Below are 19829 nucleotides of genomic sequence, written 5' to 3'. Positions count from 1 at the left end.
TTCCACCTTTTACCTTATATTTACCAAATGAGTACAACATATGATATCGTTTCAAAAGTTATAAAAGAACGTCGCAGTATTTTCCCTGCCAGCTATATAAAAAAAGAAATTCCGGTTGAGGTGATCAACCAGATTTTAGAAACAGCCAATTACGCACCAACACATAAATTAACACAGCCCTGGCGCTTTGTCGTGATCAGAAAAGCGGGATTAACAAAACTTGGTGAAGAACTGGGTAAATTATACAAGCAATTGGTTAGCCCCCAGCAGTTTTTACAGAAAAAGTACGATAGTTTTGCTGAAAAAACGAGTCAGGCCGATTGCATTATTGCCATCAATATGCAGGTGAGCGGTAAAATACCAGAGTGGGAAGAATTGGCGGCAGTTTCTTGTGCGGTTCAGAATATGGCTTTAACTGCCGAAAGTTTAAAAGTTGGCGCCTACTGGAGTTCTCCACCTTTAATTGACGATTTAGGTGACTTTTTAAGCCTCGGTGAAAACGAAAAGTGCATCGGTTTATTCTACATGGGCTACCATAACGAAAAACCATGGGAACCCAACCGGACTTCGATAGAAGAAAAGGTGAGGTGGATAGAGGGGTAGTATATTGGTTCTGTAGTTCATTAGTCATTAGTTTATTGGTCATTAGTCATTAGTTTATTGGTTCAGTAGTTCATTGGTTGATATGGTTAATCGATTTCGGACTAATATTTAGTCAATGGTTAATTGGTTATCGACTTTAGACTACGGACTGAAGACTACAGACTGACGACTACAGATTATCTCCATCTAACATCATGCATTATGCTAAATCCTTTGGATAACTATTTCGAGCAAAAAGATGAACCTGTTAAAAGCTGTCTGCAATATTTAAGGTCGCTTTTAATGGGTTATGCCGATATTACTGAGCATTGGAAATATGGAATGCCTTTTTATTCCCATAAAGGAAAAATGTTCTGTTATCTTTGGATCCATAAAAAACTTCATCAACCTTACATCGGTTTGGTTGACGGAAATAAAATTGAACACGAAGATCTGTTGCAGGAGAAAAGAGCCCGAATGAAAATTTTATTGATCAACCACCTCGAAGATATTCCTAAAAAGAAAATCGAATCTATTTTAAAACAGGCCTTTGCCCTCCGTAGTTAATTACGTCTTCCATCACCCATTATCCATAATCATATATGTCTACCTTAAAATCAAAACTTTATCAGCTTTGTTTAACTTTTATCCAAAACAGGATAGAGAATATTGAGTATTCCTTACAACAGGCGAGGCAGGCATCAAACGATGATACAAAAAGTAGTGCAGGTGATAAATACGAAACTACCCGCGAGATGATGCAGCAGGAGATGGACCGCAACAGTAAATTGTTATACGAAGCCGGTCAGCAGAAAATTGCGTTGCAGCAAATTGAAAATGTAGAATCAGATCGCCTGGTTAAAAACGGAAGTCTGGTTTTAACCTCAGAAGGTAATTTTTACATCAGCATCAGCGCCGGTGAACTTAATACCGATGGACAGAAATTTTTCGCCGTATCGCAGGCATCGCCAATAGGCAGGTTTTTAATTGGAAAAGCAATAAATGAGCGTTTCAAGTTTAATGGCAAGGAATATATCGTAAAAGAGATAGTATAAAGTTTCAGTTAGCAATTTGCAATTGTTCATTGAAGATTATTTCGTGAAAGAGATACTATAAAGTTTTCAGTTGGCAATTTTCAATTCTCCATTGAAGCTAGCGATTAACTTTTTTTCCCTCAGTATTTCTTAATCAAAATCTGCGCTCAAATCTGTTTGATCAGCGGGAAACCTTTTTTAATATTATGCCCGCTGATTTAAGGGGTAAACGCAGAATTAAGTTAACTGAAAATTGCTAACGGAGAACTTACTTAATTCCCATCCTTTCTGCAAAAGTTGGCACCAAATAAGTTTTTAAATCCGAATAAGGAATAAATACGACAATTTGTCCCTGTGCATAACTGGCTACTTCGTAAGGGTTGTACATAAAAGCAATCCCATTCGCATTGAAATAGAAGTTTTTATTCGGTTTTATAAAATCATCAAAAAGTACGGTGCTTAAAGCATCTTTAGCTTTAATGTTGTATTCTTTCCTAACATTACGTTCTAAAATGCTTTGTAAGGTATTCGAATCTATTTTAATGATATCGCTCAGTACCAATTGTTTTTTGTTCTTCACATCTAAACAGAACATCGTACTGCTGTAATTGCCATGTGCGCCGCCGGTATAGGCATCAGCCAGGAAATCGATTACGACATAACCATTATCATTATAATTAACCGACTGCTGACTGTTGTTGGTATAATTCATCCAGGCCTGAAAATCATCTCCACGGCTATTTTTGGATTGCTCGGTAACCTGCGTTTTATAGTCTTTGAAATAAGCTGCCGCAATGTTTTTGAAGCCTGTTGAGCGGTCAACATTAGGTTTTACGCCCGATATTTTTTTAAGCTCCGAGTTTAGCCAGTTGCCGTATTCATCATTGTTTTTGCTTTCCAGATACTCAAAACTGATTTCTGCAGCAGGCGATTTTGCCTGACTGGCAAATGCTTTAACCGATTCTTTATAAATGCCTGCATTGAACTGATAACTGCCCTCAGGATATTTTTCCGTTAAAACAATCGGAAATTTTTTGGTTTTATCGCCACTTTCCCAATTGCCATTAAAGCCATTTCCATTCCATTTAAAGGCCAAATGTGGCGATTTAAAGTCCTGCGTGAAGTAAGATTCGTAAAAACTGTATTCGGTCAGGATAATGCTATCTTTCCCGATCAAAGTATCAGTTGATAGGTTAAGCCAGGAGCCATCGTAATAATAGGTGCCACTTACATCGTCATCCACCTTTTGCAAATGCATAATTACTTTTTTGCCCGCAATGGTGCCTTCCAATCTCTTGTAGAAACTTTCTGTAAGTTCGGCCTTTACATTCGCTGTGCTATCAGCTGTAGTTTCAGTGGTATTGGCGCTATTTTTAGGGTTGTTACAGGCCGATAAAACCAGTAATCCGAAAAAGCAACAAAGAAAAGCATATTTCATAAGCAAGGGAATTGATTTACTTAAGATTTACAGTCGAAACTATGGTTTTGTTTTATTAAAACTCTTGTTTATGCTGTAATATAAGTTTTTTGCTGTGTATCTCCCCGGATCAATGATTCTTCTAATGGTGTAAAGCGGATAATTTTCATCACGTGCTGTCGAAAGTATAAATGCCGCTTTAAAACCATGTTCTTTTAGTTTATGCAAAGTTGATGCTTTAAAAACGCCATAGGGATAAGCGAAATATTCCACTTTTTTTCCTGTAATCTCTTCCAGTTTTTTAGTAGGTGCATCAATTTGGCTTGTCCAGTCCTCATCGGTAAATTGGGCAAAGTTCTTGTGATCGTAGGTATGGCTGGCAATCGTATTTCCTTCGTCGGATAACTGTTTAATCTGCTCTTTAGTCATGTAATTGATCCGGCCTTTTCTCCCGATGGATACCGTCATGATAAAATAAACGCCTTTAAAACCATGTTTTTTCAGCGTTGTATTTCCAATCGTAAATTGATCCTCATCCGTATCATCAAAAGTGATCATAATTGGCTTTTCAGGCAGCTTAGCGCCATATACCAAATAATTGTACAGCTGATCAGGTAGGATGGAGTGGTAGCCACTATCGGCCAGCATTTTCATGTGTTCCTTAAACTTATCAGGAGCTATAATATCATCATGCGCCCTTTTGCTATCACTGGCAATGTTATTCCTGATCTGGTGATAACACAAAACCGGCACCTCCCTGCGCGCCAGGATTGTTTTGGTATCGGCAGGTTTGGTGTTGGTCGAATCTATTTTAACTTCTTCTGTTTTGGGTTTTGCGGCAGTTTTTCCTTTTGAAGCATCAGATGATTGGCATGAGGCTAAAAATAATGCAGAAACAGCACCGTAGAGCAGAAAACTTTTCATATTCGTCGCCTGTTAAAAGCTGTTTTTAATGCTATTGCTTAATGTTTTAGGCGACCAGTAACCACTGGCAATAATCCTGCGGATGGTAAATAACGGATCTTTTTCATCGCGTTTGGTTGATAGTTGATAAGCCATTCTAAAACCACGTTTTTTAAGCTCCGGAATACCTTCTGCATTCCATAAACCGAAAGGATAGGCAAATTCTGTCATTTTTTTACCTGTAATTTCTTCCAGTTTTTTGGTAGGTTTATCTAATTGCTCTTCCCAATCTTTACCCGCATATTTCTTGAAATTTTTATGATCGTAGGTGTGGCTGCCGATCACATTTCCTTCGTCAGCAAGTTGCTTAATCTGCTCCTTGCTCATGTAATCTACAAATTTGCCTTTTTTACCGATCGAAACCGTCATGATGAAATAAACGGCTTTATAACCTAATTTATCTAAAGTAGGTCGCACAATCGTAAACTGATCCAGGTCTGTATCGTCGAAGGTTAACATAATGGGTTTGCTCGGTAGCGCTGCACCAGTGTTCAGGTAGGCGTAAAGCTGATCGGGTAAAATGGTATGGTAACCGCTATCGGCCAGCATTTTCATCTGATCTTTAAAGTTCTGGATTTCTACAATATAATCTTTGCCTACTTTGCCATCAGTTGCTTTCCAGTTTCTTACCTGGTGATAGCATAAAATGGGCACCTGTTTTCTGGCTAAAATGGTTTTAGCATCAGCAACTTTAATTTTCGAAACATCAACCGGTGTTCCGGTGCTGGCTGCCGTATTGCTGGTTTGTGCAGTAGAATCTTTAGTAGCAGAATTTTCTGTTTGAGATTTAGATTGGCAGCTGGCCAATAAGATTGCTCCGGCTGTTATTAGGGTTAAAAAGCTGTATTTCATTATTAGGATATATAGCTACAAAACTATAAAATCCATTAATTATTTATATATCAAAATAAATTGTGTTAATAATTAATTTCAGTTGCAGGAAATTACGCTAACTATCGCATTTATTACACATCAAAAACTGCTTAATATCCTTTAATTAAATAATTTAGCGGCTCAAACAAATTTTGATGAATAAACTTTATAAACTCCTGCTGTGTGCGCAGTTTTTATCCTTAACTGTAGTCGCACAAAACAAAACATTTACCCTAACCGAGAATATTCAGCCTCAGCCTAAAGCAAATTATCAGCTTGCATCGCGTTTTTCGCCAAATAAGCTGAAAAAAATGGTTTATTCTACTGCAGTAGATCCGCATTGGTTAAAACTGAGCAATCGTTTCTGGTACACTTTCGAAAGTCCAAAAGGAAAGTTTTGGTACCTGGTAGATCCTGCATCAAAAAGCAAAAAACTGATGTTTGATAATGCTAAACTGGCAGCCGATATTACCCTGATTGTCCGCGATCCCTTCGATGCCGAACATTTACCACTCGAAAACCTGAAATTTGCCGCCGACGAAAAAAGTATCTCTTTCGAAATTAAAAGCAGTGTTGATGAGCTTAAGAAGGATAGAAAAGATAAAAAAGCTGCAGATTCTATGCAGAAGAAAATATTTTCTTTCAAATACGAACTGGCCAGTGCAAAATTAACAGAGGTGCCAAATTTTAGTAAACCAAAACCTAAACCATCATGGGGATCGGTAGCGCCTGATTCGTCGGCCATTATTTTTTCCCGTAATTACAACCTGTATTGGATGGATAAAGACAACTACAAAAAAGCAGTCAAAAATGAAGATGACAGCACCATTGTAGAACATCAGCTCACTAAAGATGGCGTTAAGTTTTATTCGTACGGAAGCGACGGCGATGGCGAAAACAATGTAGAGAACGAAAAAAACAATAAAAAACGTCGCGGTGCTTATGTGCTTTGGTCGCCGAATTCGAAATATTTCGTATTGGACAGAACCGATTCGCGTAAGGTTAAAGATCTTTGGGTCATAAATAGCGTTACACCGGGTCGTCCAACTTTAGAAACCTATAAATATCAAATGCCTGGTGAGGCTGAAGCCCCTCAGGATGAAGTACTCTTATTTGATTTCGCTGCAAAATCTTATAAAAAACTGAGCGTTGCCGCATTTAAAGATCAAAGTGTTTCGGTTTGGAGCAAACCATCATTAAATAAAGATCGTGATAACGAATTCCGCCCATCTATTTGGTTGGGTAACGATAGCAGGTTCTATTTTTCGCGCACCAGCCGCGATTTAAAACGTATCGACATCGGTACGGTTGATATTGCCAGCGGAAAAGTTACGCCTTTAATCGACGAGCGTTTTAATACTTATGTGGAGGTTAACCGTCCAGGGTTAGTAAACGATGGTAAAGAACTGATCCATTGGAGTGAGCGCGATGGCTGGGCACATTTTTATCTTTTTGATGAAAACGGGAAGCTGAAAAACCAGATTACCAAAGGCGCTTTCCACTGCGAGAGCATCGTGAATATCGACGAGAAAAAACGTATCCTGTATTTTACGGCAAATGGCAGGGAAGGAAAGGAAGATCCTTATTATCTGCACTTGTACAGCATCAATTTTGATGGTTCGAACCTGAAATTGTTAAATGCAGGCGATTTTGATCATGCGGCGAACATGAACGATAACAATACTTTCTTTGTCGATAATTATTCGAGGGTAAATACTGCACCAAAAGCAACACTTTATGATGGGGCCGGTAAAAAAGTAATGGACCTTGAAACTACAGATCTTTCATTGCTGATGACAGCGGGTTACAAATTCCCTGAGCCTTTCAAAGTAAAAGCTGATGATGGAATTACCGATTTATATGGCGTAATGTATAAACCTTTTGATTTCGACCCGAATAAAAAGTACCCGATTATTGAGTATGTTTACCCAGGTCCGCAAACGGAAGCGGTAAATAAGGCTTTCAGCAAAAGCATGGATCGCACCGAACGTTTGGCGCAATTTGGTTATATCGTCATTACGGTAGGTAACCGTGGTGGAAACCCTTCGCGCTCTAAATGGTACCATACTTACGGTTATGGCAATTTGCGCGATTATGGTTTGGCGGATAAAAAAACGGCTATTGAGCAATTGGCAGCTAAATATGCTTATATCGACGAATCTAAAGTGGGTATTACAGGCCACTCTGGAGGTGGATTTATGTCGACAGCTGCGATGTTGGTTTACCCTGATTTCTTTAAAGCTGCGGTTTCGAATGCCGGAAATCACGATAATAGCATTTACAACCGCTGGTGGAGCGAAAAACACCATGGTGTAAAAGAGACGATCTCTTTAAAAGGCGATACTTCATTTAAATATAGCATTGATAAAAACCCTGATCTAGCCAAAAACCTGAAAGGTCATTTGTTATTGATGCACGGCGATGTAGATAACAATGTGCATCCGGCAAACTCCATCCGCGTGGCTAATGCATTGATGAAGGCAGGCAAACGTTTCGATTTCCTGATTGTCCCAGGTCAGCGCCATGGTTTTGGTGATATGACGGAGTATGCTTTCTGGAAGCTGGCTGATCATTTTAACAAATATTTAATCGGCGATTTTTCTGAACCGAGTGATGTTGATTTGGTAGAAATGGACAGAGATATCGAACAGAACGGAAAATAATTTGAATACAATAGTTATTACAATGGCCTGCGGAAATGCAGGCCATTTTTTTTATAGCGATAAGTCTTCATTGCGGAGCTAATCTTTCATTAATCGTGGCAATCTACCTGATTAGCGTTGCACGAAGCACGTATTCATAAACCTTAAAAATGGAATGCTGCCTTGGCCACCTAGCCCCGGTTGAAGTGTTACCCTGCAGCAACGAGGTACGAGGCAGCGAAGCGTATAGGCGTAAAATGGGACAGGCTAAATGTTTTGCACAGGTATTGCGCTCCAAAAAAACTCATAGCTATTGAGACTAATCTTCATTTGCCATAGCAACCTACCTAACTAGTATTTCTCCATGGTGGTGTCCTCACAAACCATTTTCATGTTTTTTATGATGAGTTATTGTTTTGAAAAGCAGCGTTCCGACGTTCGTCGGTTATTTCAGTCCTGCTATTGCCTATTAACATAAATCGTGATTGCGAGGCTAATTTTTCATTAGCCGTGGCAATCTTTTTTTTCCTTGCCATGGTTTGTGTCCTCACAAACCATTTTCATGTTTTTTATGATGAACTATTGTTTTGAAAAGCAACGTTCGGCAGTTCTTCGCTTATTTCAGTCCTGCTATTGCCTATAGTCCCGATTTTAGATCTCTTAAATTACAAATATTTGCTCCAATCGGGAGCTATTTGGCGCTATCAGGTTTAATTCATTTAGGGCTGTATCTCTTTATTCGCAAAACCATGGTATTATCTCCATTTATAAAGAAGGAGCAGATTAAGCTTGAAACAATTGCAGGAGATGGCTGTTATTTTAATATGAATTACAAAAGCACAATTTTGGCAACATTACTTTTAGTTGGAGGAATTGCCAGTAGCAACGCTCAAGATATAGATCAGAAAAATGTTCCCTCAGCGGTTAAAACGGCATTTAATAAAGCTTATCCAAAAGCAACAGATGCAGATTGGGAAAAGAAAGGTGCAAATTATGAAGTTGATTTTAATTTAGGAAAGGTAGATCATAAAGCCACTTACTCAGCCGCTGGCAAAACGGTTTCTTTCGAAAAAGATATTCCAAATGCGCAGCTTCCGGCAATAATAGCCAAAAATATTAAAGCTAAATATCCAAAAGGCAGGATTGATGATGTAGATTGGATTAACACTGGAGGAAAAATTACCTATAAAATTGATATTGAAGGTACACCAGATGTAAATGTATGGTACGACGCAAGTGGCAAGTTTATTAAAGAAGTGGCCGATTAATTTTAACCGCATGAATCGTCGTTGTGGCTAATTTTTATTAGCTGTGGCAATCTTTTTTCTCTTGCCATGGTTTGTGTCCTCACAAACCATTTTCATTTTGATGAGTTAATGTTTTGAAAAGCAGCGTTCGGTAGTTCTTCGGTTATTTCAGTCCTGCTATTGCCTATAGTCCCGATTTTAAGATCTCTTAAATACAAATATTTGCTCCAATCGGGAGCTATTTGGCGCTATCGGGTTTGGTTAATTTGGTGCCGTGTTCCAAATTTTGACTGTTTACATTGAAAAGGTGCTGTGATACCGTGGTATAAAAAAAAGCCCCGAAATTATTCGGGGCTTCTGATCTGTTAAGGTAATCCTTTGGGGTATTTTTTATTTATAAAGGTAATTTACGGCAATCACATCATTTGCATTGAAGGTCCGATTACCGCCGTTAGAACAGGCTAACATAAATGAGCCCGCATCAGGACTCGAAGGTGTTCCCGGAATTCTAATCGCACCAACATTCGATGCACCTTCATTTCCTGCTCCACTCGCGCCGCAACTAAAGGCACGGTTCATGTAATCCGTATGGCGGAAACCGATGCAATGGCCAACTTCGTGCTGGATCACAGAAGCTAAATACAATAAATTAGGATTGGCACCATAGGCTGCTGCATTGGTGTTCATTCTGATCTGATTAAAAGGTTTACCTGATGAAGTAGGGAAACCTGCAGAGCCTAGGGTAATAAAGCCTCCACTTGGACCTTCATTAAAGCCAACAACATTAATGTTTCCGGTTGTTCCGGCGCTGGCCCTTTGGAATGTGATACGTAAACCCAACGAGTTGTATCTCGAAATCATCGTGTTAACAGCGTCGCTATATACCTGAGGTAAATTGGTTACCGAAACAGTAATTACCCGTGGTAAAGATTTAACAAGGTTTGTGGTTCGGTACTGTTCAGTTTCGGCAATGTTTAAATTTGCACCAGTAGAAGGCTCAGCTAAGTTTTCGTCAGTTAAAAGAATATCGCCCTCTACCAAATAGCCTTCATCTATCTTACGGATATTGTCGGTGCTAAAGCCTAGCGATTTAATCTGTGATAATTTGTCAGCTGAGATATCAGTTTTGTCTTCTACTGCATTTTCTGTATTATTACTCTTACATGAGTATAGGTTAGTGAGCAGAAAACATACTGCTGCAATCGATAAAAATTTGGTTGTTTTCATCTTGGTTAGAATTAAATTAGTTTAGGTTGAATAAGTTAGTTAATAAAATTTGTGGATTACCTTATAAATCCTAATTTAGAGAAGATAATCGATGTAAACAAAATTTTATAATAAAATAATTTTTGAAAGTCAACACTGTATTTTTAGTTATATGTTTTTGTCTGTCTGTACTGGGTTTAAAAGCGCAGGTACAACCTGGCGGAATAGAAAAATCTTTTGAAAAATATATTTCAAAAACTGGCAATTTGCAAAAAATAAGTGCCGATCAGCCTGTTTTAGTTCGGTTCAAACATAGTTTAACAGCGGCTGAAATTCAAATGTTGAAGCCCAAAAAGCGGCTTTCTGGCGATTATTTTATCGTCGATAGATCTAATATTGATCGCTTTTCTAACAGTATAGCTTCACAGGAACAAGCCAACGGACTTTGGAAGGTGAGTGATCGATTGATGAAGGTATTAAATAAAAGCACTAAAAAGAACGATTCTATCCTGGTTAGGCTGGCCTTCAAGAATATAAATGCATTACCAAAGGCTGTTGTAGGCCTAAATATAAAATCAACCGATCATGTCAATAACATTGGTATGGTTTACCTGTCGCCAGGTGATTTAATGGCTTTGTTGGAACTCAATGATATTTTATATGCTGATGTTCTGCCGGTGGCGAAAGAGGAAGTTGTGGTTAACGGAATCGATCTGGGTTTAAACCAAATTTCTAATACCCGTAGTCTTTTTCCCGGTATCGATGGCACAGGCATAAATGTTTCGTTTAAAGAAGGAATGTACGATGCAGCCGATCTTGATTTATTGGGGAAAACACTTCCGGGCGCTACGATTGGTAAAACACCAACTACGCATGCCACTATTATGGCTACTTTAGCACTGGGGAACGGGAATTCTTTTATCCGTGGCCTGGGCGCAGCACCTAAAGCCAAACTTGCCTATTCCGATTTCACTAACCTCATGCCTGACCTGGCTGCCGATTTAAATAAACTTCAGATTAAAGTTCAAAACCATTCCTACGGTACTGATATAGATAACGATTATGGCATGGAGGCCGCTGCCTATGATAAACAGATTTTTGAAACCGATACCTTGATTCATGTTTTTTCTGCAGGGAACAAAGGAACAAGCACACCATCCGTGGGTGTTTATCAGGGCATGACCGCCCGTGCTAATTTAACGGGCAATTTTAAACAGGCCAAAAATTTATTGGTAATAGGTGGAATCAACAGGGAAAATATTTCTGAAAACCTAAGTAGCAAAGGTCCTGCCTACGATGGTCGTGTAAAACCCGAACTTATTGCCCTTGGCGAGGATGGAACATCTGGCTCTGCAGCGATTACCAGTGGATCGATTATTTTGCTGGAACAATTTTACCAGCAGAAATATAAAAAAGCACCTTCTGCATCACTCATCAGGGCAACAGTAATTAATTCGGCTGATGATTTGGGCACACCTCAGGTTGATTTTGTGTACGGATACGGGAAACTCAATGTAGCCCAATCCTTAAAAACTTTAGATGAAAACAGGGTTTCTCTATATGAGGTGGCTAAAAATCAGGATCTGCTTATTCCGTTGATTATTCCGGCGAATGTAGCCGAAGTTAAACTTACCATGACCTGGAATGATCCTCCTGCAGTTGTAAATGCTGCACAAAGTTTGGTGAACGGATTAGATTTAAGTCTCGAAAACCCTGCCGGAAATTTAACACTGCCCTGGGTGTTAAGCAGTTTTCCTCATTTAGATTCCCTCTCAATGCCAGCGGTGCGTAAGGCTGATCTTATCAATAACGTTCAACAGGTTACACTCGATAATCCCGCTGCCGGTGCTTATAATATCCATGTTAAGGGTAACAGGATCGCACAAGGCAATAACCAGCGTTTTGCACTGGCTTATCGTTATACATTCAAAAACACTTTTTCTTTCATCAGCCCGGAAAAAAACGAATACTTTTTTGCCAATGAAGATAACTACATCCGGTGGGAGAATACCTACGCAAGTAAAACCGGAAATTTATCGGTGAGTTATGATGACGGGCTTACCTGGAAATCAATCGCCTCGGGGATCGATTTAAGCAAAGGTTTTTACCATTGGAATACCCCTGATTTATTCACTAAAGCCATGATCAAAATGGAGGTAGCGGGAAATGTAATTTTGAGCCAATCGTTTACTATTTCCAGTCCAAGGATTTTAAAAGTTGGCTACGTATGTAAAGATGGTGTGGTGTTAAACTGGAACCCTCAGCCCGGTGCAAAAGATTATACTTTATATAATATAATAGATAATATCCTGTCTCCGGTGTTAACCCTAACCGATACCATTGTTAAGCTTGATGTAAGCAAGGTTAATAGTAAATATTTTGCTGTGGCCGCAAACGGCCTAGCTTTTACGGCCATAAAAAGTTATACCATCGATTATACACAGCAGGGCATTGCCTGTTATGTTAAGAGTTTGTCTGCCGCTGTAAGCGACAATAAGGTAAGGCTTGATCTCAGTATTGGGAGCACCCTGGATTTAAAGAATATCATTTGGGAAAAACAAACGGGTGTTAATACTTTCACGGCTTTACAGCAAACCAAACCTGTTCAGAATCAGCTTGATTATGCCATTTTCGATGATCAGCCAAAAGCGGGCATTCAGTTTTACCGTGTTACTTTCGAAACGGCTAACGGCCAGGTACAGAGCGATCTGGTTTCGGTAGTGTTCCTTAAGGAAAATGAATTTACTTTCTATCCCAATCCGGTAACCGATTATTTAACCATCCTGAGCGGATCTTTCGAAGATTATAGTTTGTTGTTATTTAATATATTAGGGCAGAAGGTTTTTGAAGAAAAAGCCACAAGCTCAAACCGCTTTTTACTCAATGCATTATCAACGGGTGTTTATGTTGGTATAATCAATAAAAACGGGCAACAGTTAAAGAAATTTAAGCTGATTAAGAAATAAGCATTTTCTGTGGAATCTGTGAGATCTGCGGGAGATTCTTTTGCGCGTTTTGTTCTCAGATTTAAGATGATAAACGCAGAATGTTCCCAATTTCTTCGTATTTTTCAGGAAATGCGATTAATTATTTAAAAACGATCCTTTAAATGAAAAAACTCCTGCTACTTCCCAGCTGTGCACTCCTTTTCTTTTGTTCCTGTAAGCAAGGTGCAAAAAATAACAGTGTTGGTGCCGATTCTTTAGCCATAAAAGCGATTAATGATTCGAGTTTAACCCAATATCTATCCGTAATTGCAGCTGATAGTTTAGAGGGGCGAAAGCCTTTTACCAATGGAGAAACCAAAACCATTAATTATCTAAAAACTCAATTCGAAAAACTGGGCCTGCAGCCTGGCAATGGCGATAGTTTCTTCCAGGAGGTACCCATGGTCGAAATTAAATCCATACCTGAAGATAAAATGGTGCTTAAAGGGAAAACCGCTTCCTTAACCCTCAATTATTTAACTGATTTTGTGGCTGGCACGCGCCGTGTGCAAGATGAAGTAAGCATGAGTAACTCACCACTGGTTTTTGCAGGTTATGGTATTGTTGCGCCCGAATATGGCTGGAACGATTATGCAAACCTTGATGTAGAGGGGAAAACGGTAGTGGTGCTGATTAATGATCCGGGTTTTGCCGATTCGACCTTATTTAAAGGCAAAAATATGACTTACTACGGCAGATGGACCTATAAGTTTGAAGAAGCTGCACGACAGGGCGCTACAGGAATTATTATCGTTCATGATACTGAACCGGCAGCTTACCCCTGGACAGTTGTGCGCAGTGGCTGGTCGAAATCTAAACTTACGCTGCAAAGCGAAGACAATGGCATGAGCAGGGCTGTAGTAGAAGGCTGGATTACTTTAGATAAAGCCAAACAGCTGTTTGCAATGGATGGGAAATCATTCGATCAACTGGCTTTAAGTGCCCGGAAAAAAGGTTTTAAGGCTGTCGATTTAAATGTCACCACCTCACTCAAAGTTAAAAATACCATCAAAAAATCAGTTACTTATAACGTTCTGGCTAAAATACCCGGTGATCAACGTAAAGATGAAGCGATTATTTATTCGGCACACTGGGATCATTTGGGCGTGGGCGAAAAAATACAGGGCGATTCGATTTACAACGGAGCGGTTGATAATGCCACTGGCGTAGCTGCTTTATTCGAAATTGCATCAGCATTTAAAAAACTACCCAAAGCTCCCGCACGGACCATTTTATTTATTTCTTACACGGCAGAGGAGCAGGGCCTTTTAGGATCAGAATATTATGCCAAACATCCTACCTTTCCTTTAGCTAAAACCGTAGCCAATATTAATATGGACATGATGGGCATTGCCGGTAAAACCAAAGATATTGTGGTATATGGTTTTGGCCAGTCAGAACTGGAAGATTATGCTGCCGAGGCGGCTAAAAAGCAGGGTAGGGTAATTGTTCCCGATCCTGTTCCATCATCAGGATTGTACTACCGTTCAGATCATTTTAACCTGGCCAAGGTTGGTGTGCCTTCACTGTTTACCGGTTCTGGCGTCGATAACATTAAGAACGGCAGGGCATGGGGATTAAAGCAGGTAGCCGATTTTACCAAATTCCGTTACCATTCGCCGCAGGATAATTTCGATGCCAAAACATGGGATTTATCAGGTATTGTAGCAGATGTTCGGATGCTTTTTGATCTGGGCTATCGCATCAGTAACGAAGATTCTTATCCAAAATGGAAAGACGGATCTGAATTTAAAGCCATCAGAGAAAAGAAGTAAAACAAAAAGCGTCCCGATGGTAAACCGGGACGCTCTTTGAAAAAAAAGTCATTTTATTATTTTCCCCTAAGGGAGAATGAATTAAAAGTAGAATTGTACACCTAATCTTGGTGCAAAAGTATCAGCGTTTAAGCCAAAAGTGTTTGTTTTTAACTTAGCACCTGTACCTTCAGCTTTTAAAGTATAGTTTTCATAACTTAAACCTTTAACTGAAAGTTCGATACCAATTCTTTTGGTTGGGAAAAATGCAAATCCCGGAGCAAGTTCTACACCGATTTTAGTCGTAGTTCCCAATTTAACTGCGTTATCGCCGTTAGCATCAGTTGCTTTTAATTCACCAAATGCCAATGGCACTGATAATTGCCCGAAGAATTTGAATTGATCAGATAAACCAACATAATAACGTCCGAATGGAGCAACTTTAAAAGCACCATCCTGAGTTTTGTTGCTTACTTCTTTATTGTATTCGTAACCAACACCAGTACCGATTGCAAAATTGTTGCTGATAAAATAACCAACGCTTGGTAATACGCTAAAGCTGAAATCTGCTTTTGGAGCGCCATCTGCTTTTGTAGAGTTTACACCTACATTACCGCCTAACATAAAATTTCCTTTTTCAGTTTGTGCTTGTGCACCGTAAACTAAACCTGCTACTGCTACTAAAGATAATAATAGTTTTTTCATCTTTTTTATTATTTATTTGTTATAAAAATATAGTCAATTTTACTTTTTTAATTTCTGACTATATTTGAATAAAAGTCAACACTTGTGCCAAAAAACTTTGTCAGCGTCATCAAAAAATCAGTTTTTGGTCAACTGTCTAATTGATAAAGAGATATAAATTTAGTGTTAAGTCAATATTATTTTCGTGTGACCAAAAATTAATCGACTGATTAATTTTTCAGGCATGACAGATTGACAATCTGACTTTTTTTGTATAAATGTCAGATTTTAAACTGTCGCAAATGGCAGGTTTTGTATAGGGGATTGCTGCCGTTTTGGATTAAACTTTACAGGCAGAAATTAAATTTTCTATTTTCTTTTTGATGATACCGATGGTTCTCTCATCCGTCAGATTTCCCTCGGCATCGAATTTATTTTGCGCCTGAGCTACTAAAACTTCTGGTTGTAAAACCGGATTCATGTTCAGGAAGGTAAAAACAGGCAAAAATGCTGTTTGCATTCTAACCGTTCCCCACATGCCCTGTGTGGCGCCCATTACGGCCACTGGTTTATGCATTAAGGGCGAATCTTTGCCACGGCTGGCCCAGTCAATGGCATTTTTTAGTCCACCAGGGATAGAATAATTATATTCAGGAGAAACAATAATAAAAGCATCAGCTGTAGCGAGGGCATCTCTGAATTTCGTCACGCTTGCCGGCCTTTCTTCTGTTTCAGGCAAATCCAAATCTGCATTATAAACAGGAATATCATCAAAAGCTACTGTTTCGAAGTGGATACCTTCTGGGATTAAACTGCCTGCAACTTTAAGCAGCATGGCATTGTAAGATCCCTTTCTTAAACTTCCGCATAAGCCAACAATTTTTCTGTTCTTTTCCATAGCTATAAAACCAAAACTTTATAAAAATGTTTGGTTTGTGCAAGGACAAGCGGTGTAGTTTAAAAATTTATATTCACTATTTTTGACGGTATAATTTACCGTTATGACTGAGAATAGCACCACCACCTCCATTATTGAAAAAACCGTTTTCCCGATACTTTTCGCTTTAAGTTTTTCGCACCTGCTTAACGATACCATACAGTCGTTAATTCCTGCCATTTACCCCATTATCAAAACCAGCTATCATTTAAGTTTTTCGCAGATCGGCCTAATTACATTAACCTTTCAACTGGCTGCATCACTGCTACAACCTTTTGTGGGTTTATACACGGATAAAAAACCTCAGCCATACTCATTGGCTACGGGCATGGGTTTTACGCTGATCGGTTTAATTTCGCTTTCACAATCGACCCATTTTTATACCATATTGCTTTCGGTATGTTTTATTGGCATTGGCTCTTCTATATTCCATCCCGAGGCTTCACGTATGGCGCATGCAGCATCAGGAGGGAAGCGGGGATTGGCGCAATCTGTTTTTCAGTTGGGCGGCAATGCCGGAAGTTCTTTAGGCCCCTTATTGGCTGCCTGGATTATTGTTCCCTACGGGCAGTTCAGCGTGATCTGGTTTTCGGTTATTGCACTTTTGGCCATTATTATTTTAACTTATGTAGGTAACTGGTACAGAGGATTTATGCTTTCGAGGAGTAAAAAGATCAATATTCAAACGGTCGTGAATCAATTTTCGAGAACTAAGGTGATCTTTTCTGTTTGTATCTTACTCTTATTGATTTTCTCGAAATACTTCTACATGGCGAGTTTAACCAATTATTTTACCTTTTATCTGATCGATAAATTCCATGTTTCAGTGCAAACTTCGCAGATTTATTTATTTGTGTTCTTATTTTCGGTAGCTGCCGGAACATTGCTGGGCGGACCAATAGGAGATAAAATTGGCCGGAAATACGTAATCTGGGCATCAATATTGGGTACTGCTCCATTTGCATTATTGCTACCACATGCCAGTTTGTTCTGGGTAGGTGTGCTCATTGTGCCTATCGGGATGATCCTGGCATCGGCATTTTCGGCAATTTTAGTTTATGCACAAGAATTAATTCCAGGGAAGGTAGGTTTGGTTGCAGGTTTGTTTTTTGGTTTTGCCTTTGGCATGGGTGGTATCGGTTCGGCTTTGTTAGGGAAGTTAGCTGATTCTACCAGTATCGAATATGTATTTAATGTTTGTGCGTTTCTGCCTTTAATCGGTTTACTAACCGGTTTCTTGCCGAATATTGAAACGAAGAAGAAATAAAAAAGCCCATCCTTTTTTAAGGGGATGGGCCAAAGCTTTAATAGTTGAGGAGGTTAAAATAGGATATAGATCTTAAAGCCGAGGTTATTGATAACTCCTTGGCTGCTGAAATTGAATGAGGTATATTCATTTTTTGTAAAATAGTTATTCGCATTAATCTCATTTTGTTCTGTTTTATTGTAAACAATATCTGCTGATAACAAACTTGTTTCTAAGGCGAATCTTTTTGATACAAACCAGGTAATACCACCATAGGCTCCTATAGCGTATTGGTTTGATTTATAGCCTGATATTGGGGTATAACTACTGTCATATAAATTATCGTTTTTACTATAAGTATAAGCTGCTTTTCCACCCGCATATGCAAACAAGGTTTTTACAAGAGGGAAGTAGTGTTGGTAACTTAGGTTTCCGCCGTAGCTTTTTTGCTCCTGGTGGCTATTATTTCCCGAGGAATTTTTATTTGTTCCATAGGTTAAATCTAAGCCAATCTTATCATTGTCTTTAAAGAAAAAGCCATAACCAAGTGTGAAATAGTTGTTTTTTGATTTGGTTTCGTAGTTGTTACCGCTACTTTTGCTTGTGGTAGTATTAACGCCAAAGCTTAAAGCGTTTGTTCCTTTTGTTTGCGCAAAACCGCATAGGGAGATACCCACGGCCATAGCCGTAACTAATAATTGTTTTTTCATTTCATTTGTGTTTTTTGTGTATCCAATAATAGAATAAAAAACACACAAAAACTAATTGTTTAGTTGATTTATTTTTAAGTCGTTGTAGATCAGTAAATAAAAAAAAAGGCTGTATCATAAATGCGATTTCACTTAAGATGCTGTCATGTTGAGCTTCCCGAAGAATCGGGACAAGTAGTCGAAACACCTTAAAGCGTATTTAAACAGGTCCTTAAACAGGCTCAGGATGACAGTCTATAATTATGATACAGCCTCTTCCATCATTTATTAGGTTGTAAATTATTGACAATTGAGTCTTTCAATAAAGTAATAGGTGTCTAATGCGTCTTCTGATCCGGAATCATCATTTTCATTATGGATTGATTTTATCTTACCATCACTTTTTTGAGATCCGCTGTTATTATATTCAAATTTGATATTACCAATCGATTTAATTTTTCCGTCTTCCGATTTAAAAACCGAATTGTAATATTCAATTTGAATACCATTGATAGATTTGATTTTTCCATCCTCGGAGGGGAATACACTGTTATAATATTCCACTCTTTTATCGCCAATTGTTTTTACTTTTCCATCTTCCGATTTAAAAACCGAATTGTAATATTCAATTTTAGTACCATTGATGGATTTGATTTTTCCATCTTCAGAAGGGAATACACTGCTATAATATTCTATTTTGCCCCGAAAGCGCTGAGCAATTGCCTGATTGGAAAGGCTTAAAAGAAATAATAAGCTTATACTCGTTACGCTTAAAATTTTGGTGAATATATTTTTCATGTGGTGTGAACTTAGAAGTGAATATTGATGGTGAAAGTAGGGGTAAAGTTATCGAGTGCCAATTTCAGGTTATTTTTCTTATCGAAATTGTACAACGATTCTTCAGCATAATAATTTTGATGAAAGAAACTTAAAATTGGAAACGAAAAGTCTATGCTCGAATCATTAGAAAGCAAATAAGTAAACCCTGGAGTTAAACTGGCTCCAAAGCCTTTTGCACGTGCATCGGTACGGATAAGATAACCTTCATCGTCAACCCTGTTAAAGGTATTAATCTGAAGGAGTAAATTGGCCTGTACAAAAAACTTAAAACGTTCTTTTACATCAACATATTTACGTACAAAGGGAGAGAAGCCGAAGCTAAATTCTTTGGGGCCATAACGATCTTCGTATCTTCCATCTTCTTCATCCCAGGAGATATAACTTTCGCCACGGAGTTTGGAAAGGTTTAAAGGGATCTCCAGGCCTATAGCGAAATTATTAGCCAAAAAGTAGCCTCCGCGAGGTGTAACGGTGAAGGTGTTTAGGCTTGGTGATGAATTGTTTTGTTTTGAAGTCCCAAAACTCAGGCTCAAACCAGCAAAACCGGTTCCTTTTTCTGTTTGGGCATAACAATGCCAACTGACGGCGCATAGCAGCGCCATGATGATTAATTTAGGTCTCATTTTATTTGTGTTTTTGTGTGTAATCAATAATAATCATTATTGAAACAAAAAACAAGAAAATGAACTATCATGTTAGTTACCTCAAATGTATTTTTGAATTAGGGC

General features: G+C 38.6%; 17 protein-coding genes. 8 read left to right on the top strand and 9 right to left on the bottom strand.

The genetic code is table 11. The features are described 5' to 3' along the window. Nucleotides 1–27: 27 nt before the first annotated feature. From AC04QZ_RS06740 to AC04QZ_RS06730, 3 genes are all read left to right on the top strand, one after another. Nucleotides 28–603, top strand: coding sequence for a nitroreductase family protein (locus tag AC04QZ_RS06740; RefSeq protein WP_478357111.1), 576 nt, complete (start codon nt 28–30; stop codon nt 601–603). A 201-nt stretch (nt 604–804) separates the two neighbouring features. Beyond that, nucleotides 805–1149, top strand: coding sequence for a DUF1801 domain-containing protein (locus tag AC04QZ_RS06735; RefSeq protein WP_478357110.1), 345 nt, complete (start codon nt 805–807; stop codon nt 1147–1149). Between the two features lie 35 nt (nt 1150–1184). Beyond that, nucleotides 1185–1637, top strand: coding sequence for a 3-oxoacyl-ACP synthase (locus AC04QZ_RS06730; protein WP_478357109.1), 453 nt, complete (start codon nt 1185–1187; stop codon nt 1635–1637). Between the two features lie 247 nt (nt 1638–1884). On the opposite strand, the gene AC04QZ_RS06725 is transcribed toward AC04QZ_RS06730, so the two are convergent. Genes AC04QZ_RS06725 through AC04QZ_RS06715 form a run of 3 tightly spaced genes read right to left on the bottom strand, consistent with a single transcriptional unit; the run spans nt 1885 to nt 4848 of the window. Then, nucleotides 1885–3054 (bottom strand): RsiV family protein, encoded by a 1170-nt coding sequence (locus tag AC04QZ_RS06725; protein ID WP_478357108.1) that lies wholly within the window; start codon nt 3052–3054, stop codon nt 1885–1887. A 39-nt stretch (nt 3055–3093) separates the two neighbouring features. Continuing rightward, nucleotides 3094–3957, bottom strand: a complete 864-nt coding sequence (locus AC04QZ_RS06720; RefSeq protein WP_478357107.1) for a polysaccharide deacetylase family protein — start codon at nt 3955–3957, stop codon at nt 3094–3096. A 12-nt stretch (nt 3958–3969) separates the two neighbouring features. Beyond that, nucleotides 3970–4848 (bottom strand): polysaccharide deacetylase family protein, encoded by an 879-nt coding sequence (locus AC04QZ_RS06715; RefSeq protein WP_478357106.1) that lies wholly within the window; start codon nt 4846–4848, stop codon nt 3970–3972. 176 nt (nt 4849–5024) lie between these two features. On the opposite strand from AC04QZ_RS06715, the gene AC04QZ_RS06710 reads away from it, so the two are divergent. Beyond that, complete coding sequence (locus tag AC04QZ_RS06710) at nt 5025–7532, top strand: S9 family peptidase (RefSeq protein WP_478357105.1); 2508 nt, start codon at nt 5025–5027, stop codon at nt 7530–7532. 566 nt (nt 7533–8098) lie between these two features. Next, nucleotides 8099–8779 carry a PepSY-like domain-containing protein gene (locus tag AC04QZ_RS06705; RefSeq protein WP_478357104.1) on the top strand — a complete coding sequence of 227 codons (681 nt, stop codon included), beginning with the start codon at nt 8099–8101 and terminating at the stop codon, nt 8777–8779. 369 nt (nt 8780–9148) lie between these two features. On the opposite strand, the gene AC04QZ_RS06700 is transcribed toward AC04QZ_RS06705, so the two are convergent. Then, entirely contained in the window at nt 9149–9985 is an 837-nt protein-coding gene (locus AC04QZ_RS06700) for a M57 family metalloprotease (RefSeq protein WP_478357103.1), read from the bottom strand. A 245-nt stretch (nt 9986–10230) separates the two neighbouring features. Between AC04QZ_RS06700 and AC04QZ_RS06695 the strand changes: the two genes are divergently transcribed. Both AC04QZ_RS06695 and AC04QZ_RS06690 read left to right on the top strand, forming a co-directional pair. Next, the gene (locus tag AC04QZ_RS06695) at nt 10231–12930 is read left to right on the top strand and encodes a S8 family peptidase (protein ID WP_478357102.1); all 2700 of its coding nucleotides are present in this window, start codon (nt 10231–10233) and stop codon (nt 12928–12930) included. 143 nt (nt 12931–13073) lie between these two features. Then, on the top strand, nt 13074–14726 hold the full coding sequence (locus tag AC04QZ_RS06690) for a M28 family metallopeptidase (protein ID WP_478357101.1): 1653 nt from the start codon (nt 13074–13076) through the stop codon (nt 14724–14726). An 81-nt stretch (nt 14727–14807) separates the two neighbouring features. On the opposite strand, the gene AC04QZ_RS06685 is transcribed toward AC04QZ_RS06690, so the two are convergent. Both AC04QZ_RS06685 and AC04QZ_RS06680 read right to left on the bottom strand, forming a co-directional pair. Further along, nucleotides 14808–15410, bottom strand: a complete 603-nt coding sequence (locus tag AC04QZ_RS06685) for an outer membrane beta-barrel protein (RefSeq protein WP_086547039.1) — start codon at nt 15408–15410, stop codon at nt 14808–14810. A 319-nt stretch (nt 15411–15729) separates the two neighbouring features. Further along, nucleotides 15730–16287 (bottom strand): NADPH-dependent FMN reductase, encoded by a 558-nt coding sequence (locus AC04QZ_RS06680; protein ID WP_086547038.1) that lies wholly within the window; start codon nt 16285–16287, stop codon nt 15730–15732. A 103-nt stretch (nt 16288–16390) separates the two neighbouring features. Between AC04QZ_RS06680 and AC04QZ_RS06675 the strand changes: the two genes are divergently transcribed. After that, nucleotides 16391–17593, top strand: a complete 1203-nt coding sequence (locus AC04QZ_RS06675; protein WP_086547037.1) for an MFS transporter — start codon at nt 16391–16393, stop codon at nt 17591–17593. A 53-nt stretch (nt 17594–17646) separates the two neighbouring features. On the opposite strand, the gene AC04QZ_RS06670 is transcribed toward AC04QZ_RS06675, so the two are convergent. From AC04QZ_RS06670 to AC04QZ_RS06660, 3 genes are all read right to left on the bottom strand, one after another. Continuing rightward, nucleotides 17647–18282, bottom strand: coding sequence for a hypothetical protein (locus tag AC04QZ_RS06670; protein ID WP_478357100.1), 636 nt, complete (start codon nt 18280–18282; stop codon nt 17647–17649). A 279-nt stretch (nt 18283–18561) separates the two neighbouring features. Next, a complete protein-coding gene (locus AC04QZ_RS06665) occupies nt 18562–19059 on the bottom strand; it encodes a hypothetical protein (protein WP_478357099.1) in 498 nt (165 codons plus the stop codon). An 11-nt stretch (nt 19060–19070) separates the two neighbouring features. Continuing rightward, nucleotides 19071–19724 carry a hypothetical protein gene (locus AC04QZ_RS06660; RefSeq protein WP_478357098.1) on the bottom strand — a complete coding sequence of 218 codons (654 nt, stop codon included), beginning with the start codon at nt 19722–19724 and terminating at the stop codon, nt 19071–19073. Nucleotides 19725–19829 lie beyond the last annotated feature (105 nt).

Source organism: Pedobacter folensis (assembly GCF_056490665.1).
Note: the sequence above shows the minus strand (reverse complement) of the source record. Positions and strands in the feature narration are given on the sequence as shown.